Here is a 15,861-nt window from a genome sequence, read left to right on the forward strand (position 1 = left end):
CGACCCGTCCCGGCGGTCGCGGGTCAGCGGTGGGCGCGGGGCTGCTCGGCGTGCAGGCGGTCCTGGTAGTAGCCGGGGGTGGCGGCGAGTTCGGCGGGCGTGCCGCGCGCGGTGACCCGGCCGTCCTCGACCACCAGGACCTCGTCGAAGTCCGCCAGCGGTGCCAGGCGGTGCGTGACCAGCACGACCCGGCCGCGCGCGGCCTCCAGGACCCTGGCCAGCACCTCGTCGCCGTGCGCGGGCGACAGCCCCTCGACGGGCTCGTCCAGCAGCAGCACCTCCGGGTCGGCGAGCAGGGCGCGGGCCAGCAGCAGGCGCTGCCGCTGGCCGCCGGACAGCTCCGCACCGTGCTCGCCGACGACGGTGTCCCAGTCGACGTCGAGGTCGGCGATCCGGGCGACGCGGTCCAGCTCGTCCTGCGACGCACCGGGTGCCGCGAACCGGACGTTGGCGCGCACGGTCCGGTGGAACACGTGCGCGTTGTCGAGCACGCCCTTGGCCCGGCCCGGGTCAGCCGCCGCGATGGCCCGCAGCAGGGTGCTCTTGCCCGCCCCGCTCGGGCCGACCACCCCGGTCCGCCGCGCGGTCACCTCGACCGGCGCCGGACCCGGCCCGTGCGGACCCGGCCCGGCCGGGGTGGCGAGGGCCTGCCGGAGCCGGGTGAGCGATCCCCGGACCTCGGCCCACCGCCGGGCGGCGGTGGTCAGCGGCACGGCCACCTCCAGGGCCGCCACCGCGCCGAGCACGGCGTGCGCCGGTTCGCCCCGGACCAGCAGGAGCAGGGCGGTGCCGAACTGGGCGGCCACGGCGAGCCCGGCCAGGGCCGACGTGGCCCGGGAGCCGCGCCGCTCGCGTGCGGCCAGGTCGTCCACCACCGCGCCCGCCTTCGCCAGTTCCCGGTCCACCGCGCCGAAAGCGGTCAGCTCGGCCGCGCCCTCGCGCAGCGCCACCACGTGGTCGGCCAGCTCCGCGCGCAGCGGTGCCAGTGCGCGGAGGTGCCGGGCCGCCGCGAGGTACGCGGCGGTCGGCAGCACCAGCCCGACCACGAGCAGCCCGACGACCAGCGGCCAGGCGAAGCCCGACACCGGCACGACCACCGACCCGACCACCGCCGCCGCGCACGCCGGCAGCAGGCACCGCAGCACCGCGTCCTGCACGGCGTCCACGTCGGACACCAGCCTGGTCAGCGCGTCGCCCCCGGCCGGTGGCCGGCGCACCAGCGCGTCGTACACCCGGCCGCGCAGGTCGGCCATCGCCCGCAGCACCGCGCCGTGCCCGGCGAGCCGCTCCGCGTACCGCAGGCCGCCCCGGCCGACCGCCAGCGCCCGCACCGCCACGACCGCCACCGCCAGCGCGGACACCGGCGGCTGCTCGGCGGCCCTCATCACCAGCCACACGGCCGTCGCGGTCAGGCCGATCCCGGCCAGCTCCGCCGCCGCGCCGACGACCACGGCGAGCACCAGCCGGCTCACCGGACCTCCACCACCCGGTCGACCTCGCCCAGCAGCACCGGCCGGTGCGCCACGACCAGTGCGGTCCGGCCCCACGCCCGCAGCGCCCGCAGCACGGTCCGCTCGGTCCGGGTGTCCAGCCGCGAGGTCGGCTCGTCCAGCAGCAGCACCCGCGCCGAGTCCCGGACCAGCGCACGGGCCACCGCGACGCGCTGCCGCTCGCCCGAGGACAGCGCGTGCCGCGCGTCGAGCAGGTCGGCGAGCCCCACGGCCCGCGCCGCCGCCCGCACGTCCGCGCCCGGTGCGCCCAGCGCGATGTTCTCGGCGACCGTGCCGGGGAACAGCGTCGGCCGCTGCGGCACCCACGCGAGCTGCCGCAGCCACTCGGCGCGGTCGAGCTCGCGCAGGTCCACCCCGTCGACCAGGACCCGCCCCGAGGTCGGCTCGACCTCGCCCAGCAGCACGGCCAGCGCGGTGCTCTTGCCGCCGCCGCTCGGCCCGACCAGCGCGACCCGGTCACCGGGGTCGATCCGCAGGTCGAAGCCGGACAGCGCGGGCGCGTCCCGGCCCGGGTAGCGGACCTCGACGCCCTCGCACACCACGGCGGCCACCCGCAGGTCCGGTGGCCGCCGCCGGACCTGCCGCACCCGGGCCGGGACCGCGAACGCCCGCTCCAGCACGGCGAGCCCCTCCGCACCGGCGTGGAACCGCGCCCCGGCGGCGCGCAGCGGCAGGTACGCCTCGGGCGCGAGCAGCAGCACGAGCAGCGCCACGTCCAGCGCCACGCCGCCGTGCAGCAGCCGCAACCCCACCGGCACCGCGACCAGCGCCACGGACAGCGTGGCGACCAGCTCCAGCACCAGGGCGGAGAGGAACGCGACCCGCAGCGCGCGCAGGGTCTCCGACGCGTGCGCGTGCGACATCGCCCGCACGGTCCGCGCCTGCGCCGCGGCCCGCCCGAACAGGGCCAGCGTCGCCGAACCCCGCACCACGTCGAGGAAGTGCCCGCCGACCGCCGCCGTCGCCGCCCACTGCCGCCGCGTCCGGTCCCGGGTGTGCGCCCCGACCAGCGCCGCGAACACCGGCACCAGCGGCAGCGTCGCCGCGATGGTCAGCGCCGCGCCCCAGTCCGCGAACGCCAACCGCACCAGCACCGCGACGGGCACGGTCACCGCCACCACCAGTTGCGGCAGGTAGCCCGCGAGGTAGGGCTCGATGGCGTCCAGGCCCTTGACCACCAGGGTGGTCACCTCGCCGGTCGACCCGGGCGCGTCGAGCAGCACGCGCTTGCGCAACGCGGCCTTGAGCGAGGTGGCTTCCCGTTGCGTGACAACGCCTCCCGCCCACACCGCACCGGCCCGCACCGCGACGACGGCACCCAGCGGCACGAGTCCGCCGCCGCCGCTCAGCACGGACGCGAGCAGTTCCGCCTGGGCGAGCACGAGAGCGGCCGTCACGACGCCCAGCAGGACCAGGACGACGACGTACCGCCGGTCAACGTGCCGCACGGGCCACCCACCACGTCGCCCACTGGAAGAGCCCGACGAGCGGCAACACCACCAGCGCCACCCAGCCCAGCGCGCGCAGCGTCGGCGTGTGCGCCATCGCCTCGACGTCCACCACCGCCTGCGCCCCGAACACCGTCACGGGGAGGACGGCGCACACCGTTGCCGTGCAGAGGAAAGCGAGCCGGCGGGTCACCACCCGCGCGGCCAGCGGCAACGCCACCCCGAGCACCGCGCCCACTCCGCACCACGGTTCGCGGACCGGTCCGCTGAGCACGACCGCCGCGACGACGAACCCGGCCGCCGGCCAGGCCAGCACCCGGGCCGCCCGCGACGCCCGTTCCCGCACCGGTCCGCGCAGCCGCCAGGACAGGAACACCGCGCCGTGCAGCAGGAACAGCACCGGGACCCCGAACGCCCACAGCACCGCCGGCCCGCCGAGCACGTCACCGAGCAGCACGCCCCACCCCGCCGACACCGCCAGCGCGCCACCGACCAGCGGCGCGTCCCACCACGGGTGCGTGCGCAGTTGGACGGCGGCCGTGAACGCCACCAGGCCCACCAGGACCACGACGAACACCCCGTGGTGACCGGACAGCAGTTCCCCCTCCAAGCGCGGGAAAGCGCCGAACAGCACGCCGACCGCCGCCACCAGCCACACCTCGTTGCCGAGGAGGAACGGCGTCATCGCGCCCAGCACCCGCGAGCGCTCGACCTCGTCCCGGCCGACCACCCGGAACAGCAGCGCGACGCCGTAGTCGACGCCCGCCAGCGCGAAGTACCCCGCCGTCAGCAGCCCGAGCAGGGCGACCCACACACCTTCCACAGCGGAAACCCCCTTCAGAGAGCCGGCACGAGCGGCGACAGCGGGACGGCCTCGTCCACCGGTCCGCGCCGGACCAGCCGGGCGATCAGCACCCAGTCGGCGACCGCCAGCACGACGAACACGGCGGTGAAAGCGATGAACGAGAACAACATCCCGTCCCGGCTCACCTCCGACACCGCGTCCTCGGTCCTCAGCAGCCCGTAGACCAGCCACGGTTGGCGGCCCAGCTCGCGGAACAGCCACCCGCCGATCGCGGCGACGAAGGGCAGCGGGATGCCGAGCACCATGAGGTGCAGGACGAACCGGAGCCTGAGCACCCGGTCGCGCAGCAGCAGCGGCACGGTCAACCAGCTGACCAACACGAGCAGCAGGCCGATCTGGACCATGAGACCCAACCCGGCCGCGCCCGCCCCCGCGTCGGCCACCTTGGTCGGCTGGAACCGCCCGATCACCGGGAACTGCGCGACACCGAAGCCGACCAGCGCCGGCGCGGCCAGCGCGGTGACCACGACGCCCAGCCGCAGCGACCGCCGGAAGAAGTCGACCTCGGTGGTGCGCCGGACGAGGTGGTACGCGCTCACCCCCGTGACGAACACCCCGCCGGTGGTGAGCGCGGCGCACACGACGTGCCAGAACGCGCTGGTGAACAGGGGGTTGGCGAGCAGCGCGGAGAAGTCGACCAGCCGCAGCACGCCGTCCCGCTCCTCGTGCCCGACCGGGTGCTGGAGGAACGCGTTGGCCACCATGATCCACAGCGCCGACGCGTACGCGGTGAGCGCGACCAGCCAGATCAGGGCCAGGTGCACCCACCGGTTGAGCCGGTCCCGGCCGAAGATCCACAGGCCGAGGAACGTCGACTCCAGGAAGAACGCCACCAACGTCTCGATCGCGAGCGGTGCGCCGAACACGTCGCCCGCGTAGTGCGACAGGCCCGACCAGTTCAGGCCGAACTGGAACTCCATCACGATGCCGGTGGCGATGCCCAGCGCGTAGTTGACCACGTAGATCCGGCCCCAGAACCACGTCATCCGCGCGTGCACGGGGTCGTCGGACAGCGTCGCCCGGGTCTGCGCCACGGCGACCAGCGTCACCAGCCCGAGCGTCAGCAGCACGAACAGGAAGTGGAACGACGTGGTGACGGCGAACTGCAACCTGGCGAGTCCGAGGGCATCCATGGGTAGGCACGCTATAGGTAGGCAGCCAACCTATGGATCGGGGTTTTCCCCGAGGTGCCCCCGAAACCGCGACCCGTAGACTCGCTACCCGTGAAGTCGGACGCGCTGCGCGGCCACCTCGACGCGTTGTTGCTGGCCACGCTGGACGGTGGCCGGCGGCACGGCTACGCGATCATCGAGGCGCTGCACCAGCGCAGCGGCGGCGCGCTGGACCTGCCCACCGGCACCGTCTACCCGGCACTGCGCCGGCTGGAGACCGCCGGCCTGGTGACCAGCGAGTGGAGCACGGTCGGCGGGCGGCAGCGCCGCACCTACCGGTTGACCAGGGCCGGGCAGCGGGCGCTGGCCGCCGAGCGCACCGCGTGGCGCGAGTTCACCACGGTGATCGACGGAGTCCTGGGAGGCGGCCCGTGGCCTGCGGGGACGTGATCGACGAGTACGTGGCCGACCTGGGCAGCCGGCTGCGCGGGCCGGCCCACGTCAAGGACGACCTGCTCGCCGAGGCCCGCGACAGCCTGGACGACGCCGCCGAGGCCCACGCGCGCGCCGGCCTGGACGCCGGGCAGTCCCGGTGCCGGGCGGTCGCCGAGTTCGGCCCGGTCCACCTGGTCGCCCGCGACTACCAGGGCCTGCTGGCCCTCGCGCACGGCGTGCGCACCCTGTGGACGGTGGCGCTGGTCCTCCCGCTGGCGCACGTGCTGTGGGAGCTCAACCGGCGCTTCTGGATCGGCCCGTGGCCCGCGTTCGACCACGCCGGCCCGCCGCCGGACTGGTACCTCGCGGTCGCCCGCGCCAACGACTCGACCGGCTGGGTCGTGGCGGGCGCGGCGCTGTGCGCCCTGCCGGTCGGCCGCCTGCTGGCCCGCCGGGGCACCGACGCGCCGGCGCTCGCCCGGCTGGCCGGCGCGGTGGCCTCGGCCGCGATCGGGTTGAACGCGCTCGCCACCCTGGCGATCACCGCCGCCACCGCCCACGTCGACCCGGCCCGGCTGCTGATGTCACCGCCGGTCGCGGCGGCCGGCGTGATGTCGCTGGTCATCATGGGCAGGCTGGCCGTGCTGGCCCGGCGCTGCCTGGTGTTCGCCGCCCTCTGAGGACGGTTGCGCCGTTTCCCCGCGCCCACCCCACACGGCGTGTGCCACGATCGTCCCGTGACCACCGCGCTCATCTACCTCGTCGTCATGGTCCTCGTGGCGGCCGTGGTGTTCCTGCTGGCCTCGCTCCTGTTCGGCCGTGGCGAGGAGCTCGCGCCGCTGCCGCCGGGCGCGTCGCCGACCCGGCTGCCCGCCGAGGACCCGACCCCCGACGACGTGCGCGCCCTCCAGTTCCAGCAGGTCGTCCGGGGCTACAAGATGACCGAGGTCGACTGGGCGCTGGACCGCCTCGCCACCGAGGTGGGACGCCTCCGGGCCCGCGTCGCCGAGCTGGAGTCGGCCGGGAACCCGGACCGCGACCCCGACCCCGCCCCGGACCCGGCGCTCGACAGCGCCCCGGACGCGGACCGCGACCCCGACCGGGAACCGACCCGTGACCCGGCTTGAGCTGTCCGTGCCGGTGGCCGCCCCCGTCGAGACGACCTGGGCGGCGGTGACCGACTGGGCCCGCCAGGGCGAGTGGATGCTCGGCACCCGGGTCCGGGTGACGGCCGGCGACGGCCGCAGCGCGGGCACCGAGCTGTCCGCGTTCACCGGCCTGGGCCCGGTCGGCTTCACCGACACCATGCGCGTCACCGAGTGGGACCCGCCGCACCGCTGCGCCGTCCGGCACACCGGGCGGCTCGTGCGCGGCACCGCCGAGTTCCGCGTCCTGCCGCGCGGCGAGCACAGCGAGTTCGCCTGGTCCGAGGACATCCCCGCCCTGCTGGGCCTCGCGTTCGCCCCCGGCGTGCGCTGGTCCCTGCGCCGCTTCGCCGAGTTCGCCCGGGAGTACCGCCGATGATCCGCTGCCCGTGGGGCGACAGCACGCCGGACTACCACGACTACCACGACGCGGAGTGGGGCGTCGAGCTGCACGGCGACGTCGCCCTGTTCGAGCGGATGTGCCTGGAGTCCTTCCAGTCCGGCCTGTCCTGGATCACGATCCTGCGCAAGCGGGAGAACTTCCGCACGGCGTTCGACGGGTTCGTGCCGGCCGTCGTCGCCGAGTACGGCCAGGACGACTTCGACCGGCTGATGGCCGACGCGGGCATCGTCCGCAACCGGGCGAAGATCACCGCGACGATCAACAACGCCCGCGCCGTCGGCGAGCTGGACGTGCCGCTGGACGAGCTGCTCTGGTCGTTCGCGCCGAAGACCCACGAACGCCCGCGCACCGCCGCCGACGTGCCCGCCGTCACCGCCGAGTCCACGGCGATGGCCAAGGAGCTCAAGCGCCGGGGGTTCGCGTTCCTGGGCCCCACCACCTGCTACGCGCTGATGCAGGCCACGGGCATGGTCGACGACCACATCGCGGCCTGCTTCCGCGCGGGCGAGCCCGTCAGCGCCCGGTGAACTCCGCCGGGCGCTTGGCCACGAACGCCGCCACGGCCTCCCGGTGGTCGGCGGTCGCCCCGGCCTCGGCCTGCGTGCGCGCCTCGACGTCCAGCGCCGCCGCCAGCTCGCCGGAGAACGCCATCGCCTCCTTGATCTTCGCGTAGGCGGTGGTCGGCCCGGCGGCGAGCCGGCGGGCCAGCTCCAGCGCCGTGGCCAGCGCCTCCCCGTCCGGCACCACCTGGTTGACCATGCCGATCCGCAGCGCCTCCTCGGCCGCGACCGGCTGCGCCAGCAGCATCATCTCCATCGCCCGGCCGTGCCCGATCAGCCTCGGCAGCGTCCAGGACGCGCCCGAGTCCGCCGTCAGCCCGACGTTGGCGAACGCCATCAGGAACTTCGCGGACCGCGCCGCGATCCGCAGGTCGCAGGCGTAGGCCAGGGACGCGCCTGCGCCCGCCGCCGTGCCGTTCACCGCCGCGATCACCGGTTTCGGCATCGCCACGACCGCCTTGACCAGCGGGTTGTAGTGCTGCTCGACGGTGCGCAACGGTGCCGGGTCACCCGCCTCCAGCAGCGCGATGTGCTCCTTGAGGTCCTGGCCGGCGCAGAACGCCCGCCCCGCCCCGGTGATCACGACCGCCCGCACCGCCCCGTCGCGCGCGGCCTCGTCCACCGCCGCCAGGAGCTGCTCCTTCAGCGCCACGGTGAACGCGTTGAACGAGTCCGGGCGGTTCAGGGTGAGGGTGCGCACGCCGTCCGCGTCGTCGATGAGGAGTTCGGGCACGTCAAGGACCTCCGGTGGTGTCGGTTCCCAGGCTGTCGTCGACGAACCGGCGCACGGCGGGCGCGAGCCGCGCGGTGTGCCGGTCGAAGAACTCCGCCGCCGCCCGCCCCGGCCAGCCGGCCGGCAGCAGCTCGCGGGGCAGCCCGGGGTCGCGGAACAGGAACTTGCGCCACGCGTGCAGGAACCGCTGGGACGCCGCGAACGCGCTCGCCGGGTCCGAACCGTCCACAGCGGACACGGAGGGCTCCCACTCGGCCACGAACCGGGCGTAGTCCGCGCCGAGGGTGTCCAGGTCCCAGGCGCGGGCGGCCAGCTCGGCGGCCGGGCCCTCGTGCTCGCCGTGGAACGTGCTCGCCCGCACGCCCTCCGCCGCCAGCACGTCCGCCAGCTCCGGCGACGGGCGCGGTGCGATCCACGTCACGGTCCCGAGCGCCCCGTAGCCGAGCAGTTGCAGCGAGGAGGCGAGCCGGTCGCGGGCCTCCCGCGCGGGCAGCTCCTCCGGCACGACCACGTGCCAGCGACCGTCCCAGGTGGAGGGCCGGGTCCGGTAGATCCGGGCGGCGGCCTCGTCCAGCCGGCGCTCCGCGCGCGGGGTCATCGCGTAGCCGGGGCCCGAGGCCAGCCGCACCGGCTCCAACCAGCCCTGGCGCACCGTCCGGGACACCGCCGTCCGCACGGCGGGCGCGGCGAAGTCGAGGGGTTCGAGCAGCCGGACGAGGGCGGCGATGGTCGCGGCGCCACCCCGCTCGCGGAGGTGGCCGCCGTAGACGTCGAAGAGCGCGGAACGTGCTCGCACGAGATCGGAGTCTGTCAGGGCGACCCCGCGACACGCCACAGACCGCGGAATTGGTCACGACCGGATGACGGTGAATGCGCGGCCGGAAATCGTTGGCGCACGGCGATCCTGGCGCTGAACTGCGGTGAGGTGAAGATCGTCGGGAAGTCACGGATCGGTTGGAAAGATCGGTTCGGTTTCGCCGGCGAGTCCGCATAGGGGAGAATGGGGCGAGTATCCGGCCCTGGTCGGACGGGGAAGATGTTGACGGAGGGAGCACGCGATGGCGGCCATGAAGCCCCGGACCGGCGACGGTCCCCTTGAGGTCACCAAGGAGGGGCGTGGCATCGTGATGCGCGTTCCGCTCGAGGGCGGGGGACGTCTAGTCGTCGAGATGTCGGCGGACGAGGCCAACGCCCTGGGCGACGCCCTCAAGGCAGCCGCTGGCTGAGCCGGAGCGAGGAACATCAGGCCCCGGTTTCCACTGTGGAACCGGGGCTGCGCTTCGTCCTGGAAACCCCCGATCCCCGAGGAGCCCACCGTGCGCCTGCCCGTCCCCACCCCGCTCGTCGCCGTCGAGGCCGCCGGCTCCCTCCGGCGCGGCGCGGGGCGGGTGGTGCTGGCCTCGCCCGGCGAGCCGCCGCTGCTCGGACCGGGTGGCGAGGGCGTCGAGGTGTCCGCCGAGGTCACCGGCGCGGCGGGCACCACCCACAGGCAGGACGGCCGCTGGGTGCTCGGCACCGGCGAGGGCACCCCGGCCGACTGGCGCACGGCGGGCGCGTCCCTGGTCCGGGCGCTGGACGCGGACGTCGAGCGCGGCGGCGGGCTCACCTTCGACGTGCAGCTGACCGCGAACGCCGACGTGCGGGCGTTCGTGCTGGGCCTGGCGCTGGGCGGCTACCGGTTCAAGGTGACCGGCGAGCAGCCGCCCCGGCGCGTCAAGTCGCTGCGGCTGGTCGGCCCGGACGTCTCGCCCGACGACGTCCGCCACGCCCTCGACCTGGCCTCCGCCACCTCGCTGGCCCGTGACCTGGCCAACGCGCCGTCCAACGTCAAGGACCCGGCCTGGCTGGCCGGCGCGGCGGTCAAAGCGGCGTCCGGCGTGCCCGGCCTGGACGTCGTGGTCCGGGACGAGAAGTGGCTCGCCGACGCGGGCTTCGGCGGCGTGGTCGCGGTCGGCGGCGGCTCGTCGCGCCCGCCGCGCCTGGTCCACCTGACCTGGCGCGGACCGGCCGACGCCCCGCACCTGGTGCTGGTCGGCAAGGGCATCACCTTCGACACCGGCGGCATCTCGGTCAAGCCCGCCGACGGGATGCACCTGATGCGCACCGACATGGCGGGCGGCGCGGCGGTGATCGGCGCGGTGATCGCCATCGCCCGGCTCGGCCTGCCCGTCCGGGTGACCGGCCTGGTGCCGTGCGCGGAGAACCACGTGTCCGGTTCCGCCTACCGGCCCGGCGACGTGGTGCGGCACTACGGCGGCACCACCACCGAGGTCACCAACACCGACGCGGAGGGCCGCATGGTGCTGGCCGACGCGCTGGCCTACGCCGTCCACGAGCTGGAACCCGACGCGCTGGTCGACGTCGCCACCCTGACCGGTGCGATGAAGGTCACCCTCGGCACCCGGATCGGCGGGCTGTTCGCGAACGACGACGAGACCGCCGCGCGGATCGTCGAGGCCGGCGAGCGGACGGGCGAGGCGTGGTGGCGGATGCCGCTGCTGGAGGACCTGGCCGACGCCGTGAAGAGCGACGTCGCCGACCTCCGCCAGATCCCGCCCGGCCCCGGCGGCATCACCGCGGCCCTGTTCCTGCGCGAGTTCACCGGCGGCCTGCCGTGGGCGCACCTGGACATCGCCGGCCCCGCTCGCGCGGACCGCGACTACGCCGAGGTCGTCGCCGGCGCATCCGGCTTCGCCGCCCGCACGCTGGTGGAGTTCGCGGAGCACTACCGGCGCTGACCCGCGATGTGCGCCCGGAACGCGCGCACCGCCGGCGGCACCGGGGCGTCGGCGAGCCAGACCAGGGCGACCTCCCGCGCGGCCCGGGGGCTCAGCGGCAGCTCGACCAGGCCCGTCGAGCCCTCGGCCTGCGGCAGCAGCGCCACCCCCAGCCCGGCGGCGACCAGGCCGCGCACGGTCTCGCTCTCCTGGCCCTCGAAGGCCAGCCGGGGCGCGAAACCGGCCTCGGCGCACAGGTCGTCGGTGATCCGGCGCAGCCCGTAGCCGCGTTCCAGGCCGACGAAGTCCTCGTCGGCGAGTTCCGCCACGCGCACCGCCGCCCGGTCCGCCAGCCGGTGGCCGGGCGGCAGCACCAGCACCAGTTCCTGCTCGTGCACCACGGTGTGCGCGAACCCGGGCGCGTCCGGCGGCGGGGCGACCAGGGCGAGGTCCACCACCCCGTCCGCGAGGTGCGCCAGCACGGCCTGCCGCGAGTCCTGGACCAGCCGGAACCGCACGTGCGGGTGCTCGACCCGGAACCCGCGCACCAGCTCGGGCACCAGCGAGCGGCCCAGCAGGTGCAGGAACCCCAGGGCCACCAGGCCCCGGGACGGGTCGACCTCCTCGGCGGCGGCCCGGTGCCCGGCCTCCAGCACGCCCAGCGCGCGGTCGGCGGCGTCGGCCAGCAGCCGGCCCGCGCGGGTCAGCCGCACCCGGCGCCCGCTGCGGACCACGACCGGGGCGCCCAGCGCGTCCCCCATCGCGGACAGCCACCGGCTCACCGTGGGCTGCGGCACCCCGACGGCCTCGGCGGCGTGCGTGACGTGCTCGTCGCGCCCGAGCGCGCGGAGGATCGCGAGCTTCGGTGCCAATTCATCCATCACAGCATCAATCGTGGCTGAATTGCGTATTGGACGCATAAGTTAGCGTCGGAAACATGCCCAGTCGCCTCACCACGGCCACCGTCGCCACCGGTCTGGCGACCTTCGCGCTGCTGTACGCGCCCCAACCGGTCCTCCCGCAGATCGCCGCCGAGTTCGACCTCCAGCCGGGCGCGGCGTCCCTCGCGGTGAGCGCCGCGACGGGGGCGCTCGCCGTGGCCGTGATCCCGTGCGCCGTGCTGGCGGAGCGCGTCGGGCGGCGGAAGGTGATCGTCTGGTCGGTGGTGGCGGCGGCGCTGATCGGCCTGCTGCTGCCGCTCGCTCCGACCTACCCGGTGTTCCTGGCGCTGCGCGTGGTGCAGGGCCTGGCGACGGCGGGCATCCCGGCCGTGGCGATGGCGTTCCTGGCGGACGAGGCGAAGGCGGTCGGTGCGGCCATCGGCGCGCTGATCGCGGGCAACAGCGCGGGCGGCATGATCGGCCGGCTGCTGGCCGGCGTCGCCACCGACTGGACCGGGTGGCGCGGGGCGCTGGCGCTGGTGGCGGCGTTCAGCCTGGCGTGCGCCGTGGTGACGGCGGTCCTCCTGCCGACCGGCAGACCGACCCGGCGGCGGGAGCGCGGCCTGCGCTCCGCGTTCACCGACCGGGTCCTGCTGGCGCAGTACGCGGTGGCGACGCTCGGCGTGGCGGCGTTCGTGTCGCTGTTCAACGTGATCGCGTTCCGGCTGGCGCTGCCGCCCGGGGTGGCGTCGCTGGTGTTCCTGGCCTACGCGGCGGGCGGCGCGTGCTCGGCGCTGGCGGGCCGGCTGGCGGACCGGCACGGCCGGGCGCGGATCGCCCTGGCGGCGCTGGCGGTCACCGCGCTGGGCGCGGTGGCGACGGTGCCGGACACCCTGCCCGTGATCGCCGCCGGCCTGGTCGTCTTCACGGGCGGCTTCTTCGCGGTGCACGCGGTGGCGAGTTCGTGGGTCGGGGCCCGCGCGACGGCGAAGGGTCCGGCGTCGGGCGTCTACCTGTTCGCGTTCTACCTGGGCTCCAGCGCGGGCGGCACTGCGGGCAGCACCGCCTACCAGGCGTGGGGCTGGACGGGCCTGGTGCTGCTGGTCCTGGCCTGGCTGGCGCTGGCCGCCCTGGCCGTGGCCACCACCCGCACCACGTCCCGCACCGCCGACCCCGGAACCCCGCCCTCCCCGGCGACTGCGCCGACACCTCCCGCTGCCGCGCCCACCCCCGCTCCGGCTGCCGCTCCCAAGCCTCCCGCCACCGCCGCCGAGATTTCCGCCGCCACTCCCGACAGCCCCACCACCGGCGGCACGGCGGTCGTCGGGTGCCGGTCCGGCAGCGGGCTCAGAACTCCAGGGGCACCGTGACCGGGATCGGCGCCTCGATCGCCATCTCGCCCAGGACCGGCAACCGGACCGTCCCCGTGGTGGCCCCCGCCCCCGGCGCCACCGACACGGTCACCGAGCGGACGTCCGCCGGCACCTCCACCACCACCGCCACCGGGAACGTGTCGCCGCCCAGCCGCGCGCCGACGAGCGGTGCCCGGCTGCCGTCCGGGAGGGTCACCGCGACCAGGTCCTTGGTCACCGACGCCCCGGCCGACTGCGGCAGCCCCCGGCCCTGCAACCGCAGCTCCAGCAGCGCCCTGTCCGGTCCGGACGCGGTGGCCAGCAGGTACCGGTCCTCGTAGCTCACCGGCCGCTGCCGGCCCAGGCGCACCCGCTGCACCTCCAGGGACCCGGCCTCGGCACCCAGCTTCACCGGCAGCGACACCGGGGTCGGCGACGCCGGCCCCGCCGCGCGGCGCAGCACCGCCGGCCCGTCGCCCACCGGGGTGCCGGCCGGCACCTCCAAGCGCTGTTCCAGCGATTGCGCGCCCACCGTGTCCAGCACGAGCGCCTCGGGCCCGCCCGCGTCCGGCACGGTGTAGACGACGAACACCGAACCCTCCTCGGGTAACCGGTCCACGGCGAGTCGGTGCCGCCGGCCGGGCAGTTGCAGCGACAGCTCCGGCACCTGCGGCTCCCAGCCCTGCCACGGGCCCTGCCCGAACGCCGTGTCCGTCTCGGTCAGCCGCTCCACCGACAGCCGCAGCACGCGCAGCCGCACGCCGTGCTCGGCCCGCAGCTCACCCTGCTCCGTCTGCCACGACTCGGGGGTCGCGTACCCCGTCACCCTGGTCGAGAGCTGGTCGTCGCGCAGCACCCCGGACGCCCCGGCCACCGGGCGGCCGTCGTCGGGCAGCACGGCCAGGAAGTCCGGCCCGGCCTCGCCGACGTCCTGGTCGGCCTCGGCCTCCCGGCCGTCCGTGCGCACGAGCTTGCCCAGCGGCGTGCTGCGGTTGCCCGGCGCGGGCACCTGCGGCGGCTGGACCTCCAGCCGCACGCCGGCCTCGCCCCGCTCGACCTCCTTGAGCGGCACCGGCACCCAGTCGGTGGCCGCCGCCGTGCCCGGCACCTGCACCGGGCCGCACCACAGCCGCGTGTCGACCTCGGCGGCCTCCCCGGCGCGGGCGAACCAGCAGCTCACCGCCTCCTGCCCGGCGCGCGCGACGTAGCCGAAGCTCAGCGTGTAGCTGAGCTCCGCCTCCGCCTCCATCTGCAACCCCTGCGCATCGACCACCGCCCGGCCCCCGATGGTCAGCGCGGGCGGGGTGGTCCGATCCGGCACGGCCGCGCCGCACCCGCCCGCGAGCAGCACGACGAGGGCGAGCACCCAACGCATGTGACCCCCAGTAGTTCTCCACCTACTGGTTAAAAGGCGGTCACCACACCATCCGGTTGTCACGATTCCCTGTGACAGGAATCACCTCGCACCGGGACGGGACGGCTCAGCGCTGCCCGAGCACCGACCGGTACACGTCCACGGTCTGCTCGGCCACGTGCGCCCAGGAGAAGTCGCGCACCGCCCGCTCCCGCCCGGCCTCGCCGAACGCCCGCGCCCGCGCCGGGTCGCCCAGCACCTCGTTCACCGCGTCCGCCAACCCGGCCCGGAACCCCGCGACGTCCGCCTCGTCGTAGTGCACCAGCAGACCGGTCCGGCCGTGCTCCACGACCTCCGGGATGCCGCCCACGTCCGACGCCACGACGGCCGTCCCGCACGCCATCGCCTCCAGGTTCACGATCCCCAGCGGCTCGTACACCGACGGGCAGACGAACACCGCCGAGTGGCTCAGGATCTGCCGGACGGCGTCGGTCGGCAGCATCTCCCGCACCCACACCACGCCCGGCCGCGCCGCCGCCAGCTCGGCCACCGCCTGCCGGGTCTCCTCGGCGATCTCCGGCGTGTCCGGCGCACCCGCGCACAGCACGACCTGCGCGTCGTGCGAGATCCGGTGCGCTGCGGCGACCAGGTGCCCGACGCCCTTCTGCCGGGTGATCCGCCCGACGAAGGTCACGATCGGCCGGCCCGGGTCGATCCCGTGCCGCTCCAGCGCGTCCACCTCGGCCACCGGCCGGTACTGCCCGGTGTCGATCCCGTTGCGCACCACGTGCACCCGCGCCGGGTCCAGCGCCGGGTAGCAGGCCAGGACGTCGGCCCGCATCCCCTCGCTGACCGCGATCACCGCGTCCGCCGCCTCGTACGCCGACCGCTCGACCCACGACGAGATCCGGTAGCCGCCGCCGAGCTGCTCGGCCTTCCACGGCCGGCGCGGCTCCAGCGAGTGCGCCGTGACCACGTGCGGCACGCCGTGCAGCAGCTTGGCCAGGTGCCCCGCCAGGTTGGCGTACCAGGTGTGCGAGTGCGCGACGTCCACCCCGCCCAGCGCCGCCGCGATCTCCAGGTCGGCGGACAGCACGCCCAGCGCCGGGTTCACCGCCGCCAGCGCCGCGACCGGTTGGTGGGCAACGGCATCCGGGCGCGGCCCGCCGAACGCGTGCACGTCCACGTCGACCAGCCGCCGCAGCATCGGCACCAGGAAACCCACGTGCACCCCGGCCCCGCCGTAGACCTCCGGCGGGTACTCCCGTGTCAGCAGTCCAATTCGCACGCCGCCCACCGTAACCCCGGGCGGCGGGACGACCGGGTGAACAAGTCGGGTCCGCGT

General features: G+C 75.6%; 17 protein-coding genes. 8 read left to right on the top strand and 9 right to left on the bottom strand.

Annotated elements, in window-relative coordinates; translation table 11 throughout:
• Positions 1-23: 23 nt before the first annotated feature.
• The 4 genes from AB0I60_RS31205 to AB0I60_RS31220 are packed head-to-tail and all read right to left on the bottom strand — an operon-like array spanning position 24 to position 4,957.
• On the bottom strand, positions 24-1,472 hold the full coding sequence (locus AB0I60_RS31205) for an ATP-binding cassette domain-containing protein (protein ID WP_360736062.1): 1,449 nt from the start codon (positions 1,470-1,472) through the stop codon (positions 24-26).
• Positions 1,469-2,959: a thiol reductant ABC exporter subunit CydD gene (gene cydD, locus AB0I60_RS31210; protein ID WP_360736065.1), complete on the bottom strand. Its 1,491-nt coding sequence runs from the start codon at positions 2,957-2,959 to the stop codon at positions 1,469-1,471. Before cydD ends, AB0I60_RS31205 begins: the two co-directional genes overlap by 4 nt.
• Positions 2,946-3,782 (bottom strand): cytochrome d ubiquinol oxidase subunit II, encoded by an 837-nt coding sequence (locus tag AB0I60_RS31215; RefSeq protein WP_360736067.1) that lies wholly within the window; start codon positions 3,780-3,782, stop codon positions 2,946-2,948. Before AB0I60_RS31215 ends, cydD begins: the two co-directional genes overlap by 14 nt.
• A gap of 14 nt (positions 3,783-3,796) precedes the next feature.
• A complete protein-coding gene (locus AB0I60_RS31220) occupies positions 3,797-4,957 on the bottom strand; it encodes a cytochrome ubiquinol oxidase subunit I (RefSeq protein ID WP_360736070.1) in 1,161 nt (386 codons plus the stop codon).
• A 90-nt stretch (positions 4,958-5,047) separates the two neighbouring features.
• Between AB0I60_RS31220 and AB0I60_RS31225 the strand changes: the two genes are divergently transcribed.
• Genes AB0I60_RS31225 through AB0I60_RS31245 form a run of 5 tightly spaced genes read left to right on the top strand, consistent with a single transcriptional unit; the run spans position 5,048 to position 7,446 of the window.
• Positions 5,048-5,386, top strand: a complete 339-nt coding sequence (locus AB0I60_RS31225) for a helix-turn-helix transcriptional regulator (RefSeq protein ID WP_360736072.1) — start codon at positions 5,048-5,050, stop codon at positions 5,384-5,386.
• Positions 5,368-6,051 carry a permease prefix domain 1-containing protein gene (locus AB0I60_RS31230; protein ID WP_360736074.1) on the top strand — a complete coding sequence of 228 codons (684 nt, stop codon included), beginning with the start codon at positions 5,368-5,370 and terminating at the stop codon, positions 6,049-6,051. The genes AB0I60_RS31225 and AB0I60_RS31230 overlap by 19 nt, the downstream gene beginning before the upstream one ends.
• Before the next feature lie 57 nt (positions 6,052-6,108).
• The gene (locus tag AB0I60_RS31235; protein WP_360736076.1) at positions 6,109-6,498 is read left to right on the top strand and encodes a DivIVA domain-containing protein; all 390 of its coding nucleotides are present in this window, start codon (positions 6,109-6,111) and stop codon (positions 6,496-6,498) included.
• Positions 6,485-6,895 carry an SRPBCC family protein gene (locus AB0I60_RS31240; RefSeq protein ID WP_360736078.1) on the top strand — a complete coding sequence of 137 codons (411 nt, stop codon included), beginning with the start codon at positions 6,485-6,487 and terminating at the stop codon, positions 6,893-6,895. The genes AB0I60_RS31235 and AB0I60_RS31240 overlap by 14 nt, the downstream gene beginning before the upstream one ends.
• Complete coding sequence (locus tag AB0I60_RS31245; protein ID WP_360736080.1) at positions 6,892-7,446, top strand: DNA-3-methyladenine glycosylase I; 555 nt, start codon at positions 6,892-6,894, stop codon at positions 7,444-7,446. Before AB0I60_RS31240 ends, AB0I60_RS31245 begins: the two co-directional genes overlap by 4 nt.
• Here AB0I60_RS31245 and AB0I60_RS31250 read toward each other — a convergent pair.
• Positions 7,433-8,212, bottom strand: coding sequence for an enoyl-CoA hydratase-related protein (locus AB0I60_RS31250; RefSeq protein WP_360736083.1), 780 nt, complete (start codon positions 8,210-8,212; stop codon positions 7,433-7,435). The genes AB0I60_RS31245 and AB0I60_RS31250 overlap by 14 nt on opposite strands.
• 1 nt (position 8,213) lies before the next feature.
• Positions 8,214-9,008, bottom strand: a complete 795-nt coding sequence (locus AB0I60_RS31255) for a PaaX family transcriptional regulator C-terminal domain-containing protein (protein WP_360736085.1) — start codon at positions 9,006-9,008, stop codon at positions 8,214-8,216.
• A gap of 262 nt (positions 9,009-9,270) precedes the next feature.
• Between AB0I60_RS31255 and AB0I60_RS31260 the strand changes: the two genes are divergently transcribed.
• Positions 9,271-9,438: a DUF3117 domain-containing protein gene (locus AB0I60_RS31260; protein WP_012783412.1), complete on the top strand. Its 168-nt coding sequence runs from the start codon at positions 9,271-9,273 to the stop codon at positions 9,436-9,438.
• Between the two features lie 90 nt (positions 9,439-9,528).
• The gene (locus AB0I60_RS31265; protein WP_360736088.1) at positions 9,529-10,950 is read left to right on the top strand and encodes a leucyl aminopeptidase family protein; all 1,422 of its coding nucleotides are present in this window, start codon (positions 9,529-9,531) and stop codon (positions 10,948-10,950) included.
• Here AB0I60_RS31265 and AB0I60_RS31270 read toward each other — a convergent pair.
• A complete protein-coding gene (locus AB0I60_RS31270) occupies positions 10,938-11,810 on the bottom strand; it encodes a LysR substrate-binding domain-containing protein (protein ID WP_360736352.1) in 873 nt (290 codons plus the stop codon). The two genes, AB0I60_RS31265 and AB0I60_RS31270, sit on opposite strands and share 13 nt — an antisense overlap.
• Positions 11,811-11,866: 56 nt before the next feature.
• Here AB0I60_RS31270 and AB0I60_RS31275 point away from each other — a divergent pair, with 56 nt between their 5' ends.
• Positions 11,867-13,180, top strand: a complete 1,314-nt coding sequence (locus AB0I60_RS31275) for an MFS transporter (RefSeq protein ID WP_360736090.1) — start codon at positions 11,867-11,869, stop codon at positions 13,178-13,180.
• On the opposite strand, the gene AB0I60_RS31280 is transcribed toward AB0I60_RS31275, so the two are convergent.
• Together AB0I60_RS31280 and glgA are read right to left on the bottom strand one after the other, a co-directional pair.
• A complete protein-coding gene (locus AB0I60_RS31280; protein ID WP_360736093.1) occupies positions 13,158-14,537 on the bottom strand; it encodes a hypothetical protein in 1,380 nt (459 codons plus the stop codon). The two genes, AB0I60_RS31275 and AB0I60_RS31280, sit on opposite strands and share 23 nt — an antisense overlap.
• Before the next feature lie 106 nt (positions 14,538-14,643).
• On the bottom strand, positions 14,644-15,804 hold the full coding sequence (glgA, locus tag AB0I60_RS31285) for a glycogen synthase (protein ID WP_360736095.1): 1,161 nt from the start codon (positions 15,802-15,804) through the stop codon (positions 14,644-14,646).
• Between the last annotated feature and the right edge of the window lie 57 nt (positions 15,805-15,861).

It is taken from the genome of Actinosynnema sp. NPDC050436 (genome assembly GCF_040655415.1).
In the GTDB taxonomy this organism is placed as follows: domain Bacteria; phylum Actinomycetota; class Actinomycetes; order Mycobacteriales; family Pseudonocardiaceae; genus Actinosynnema.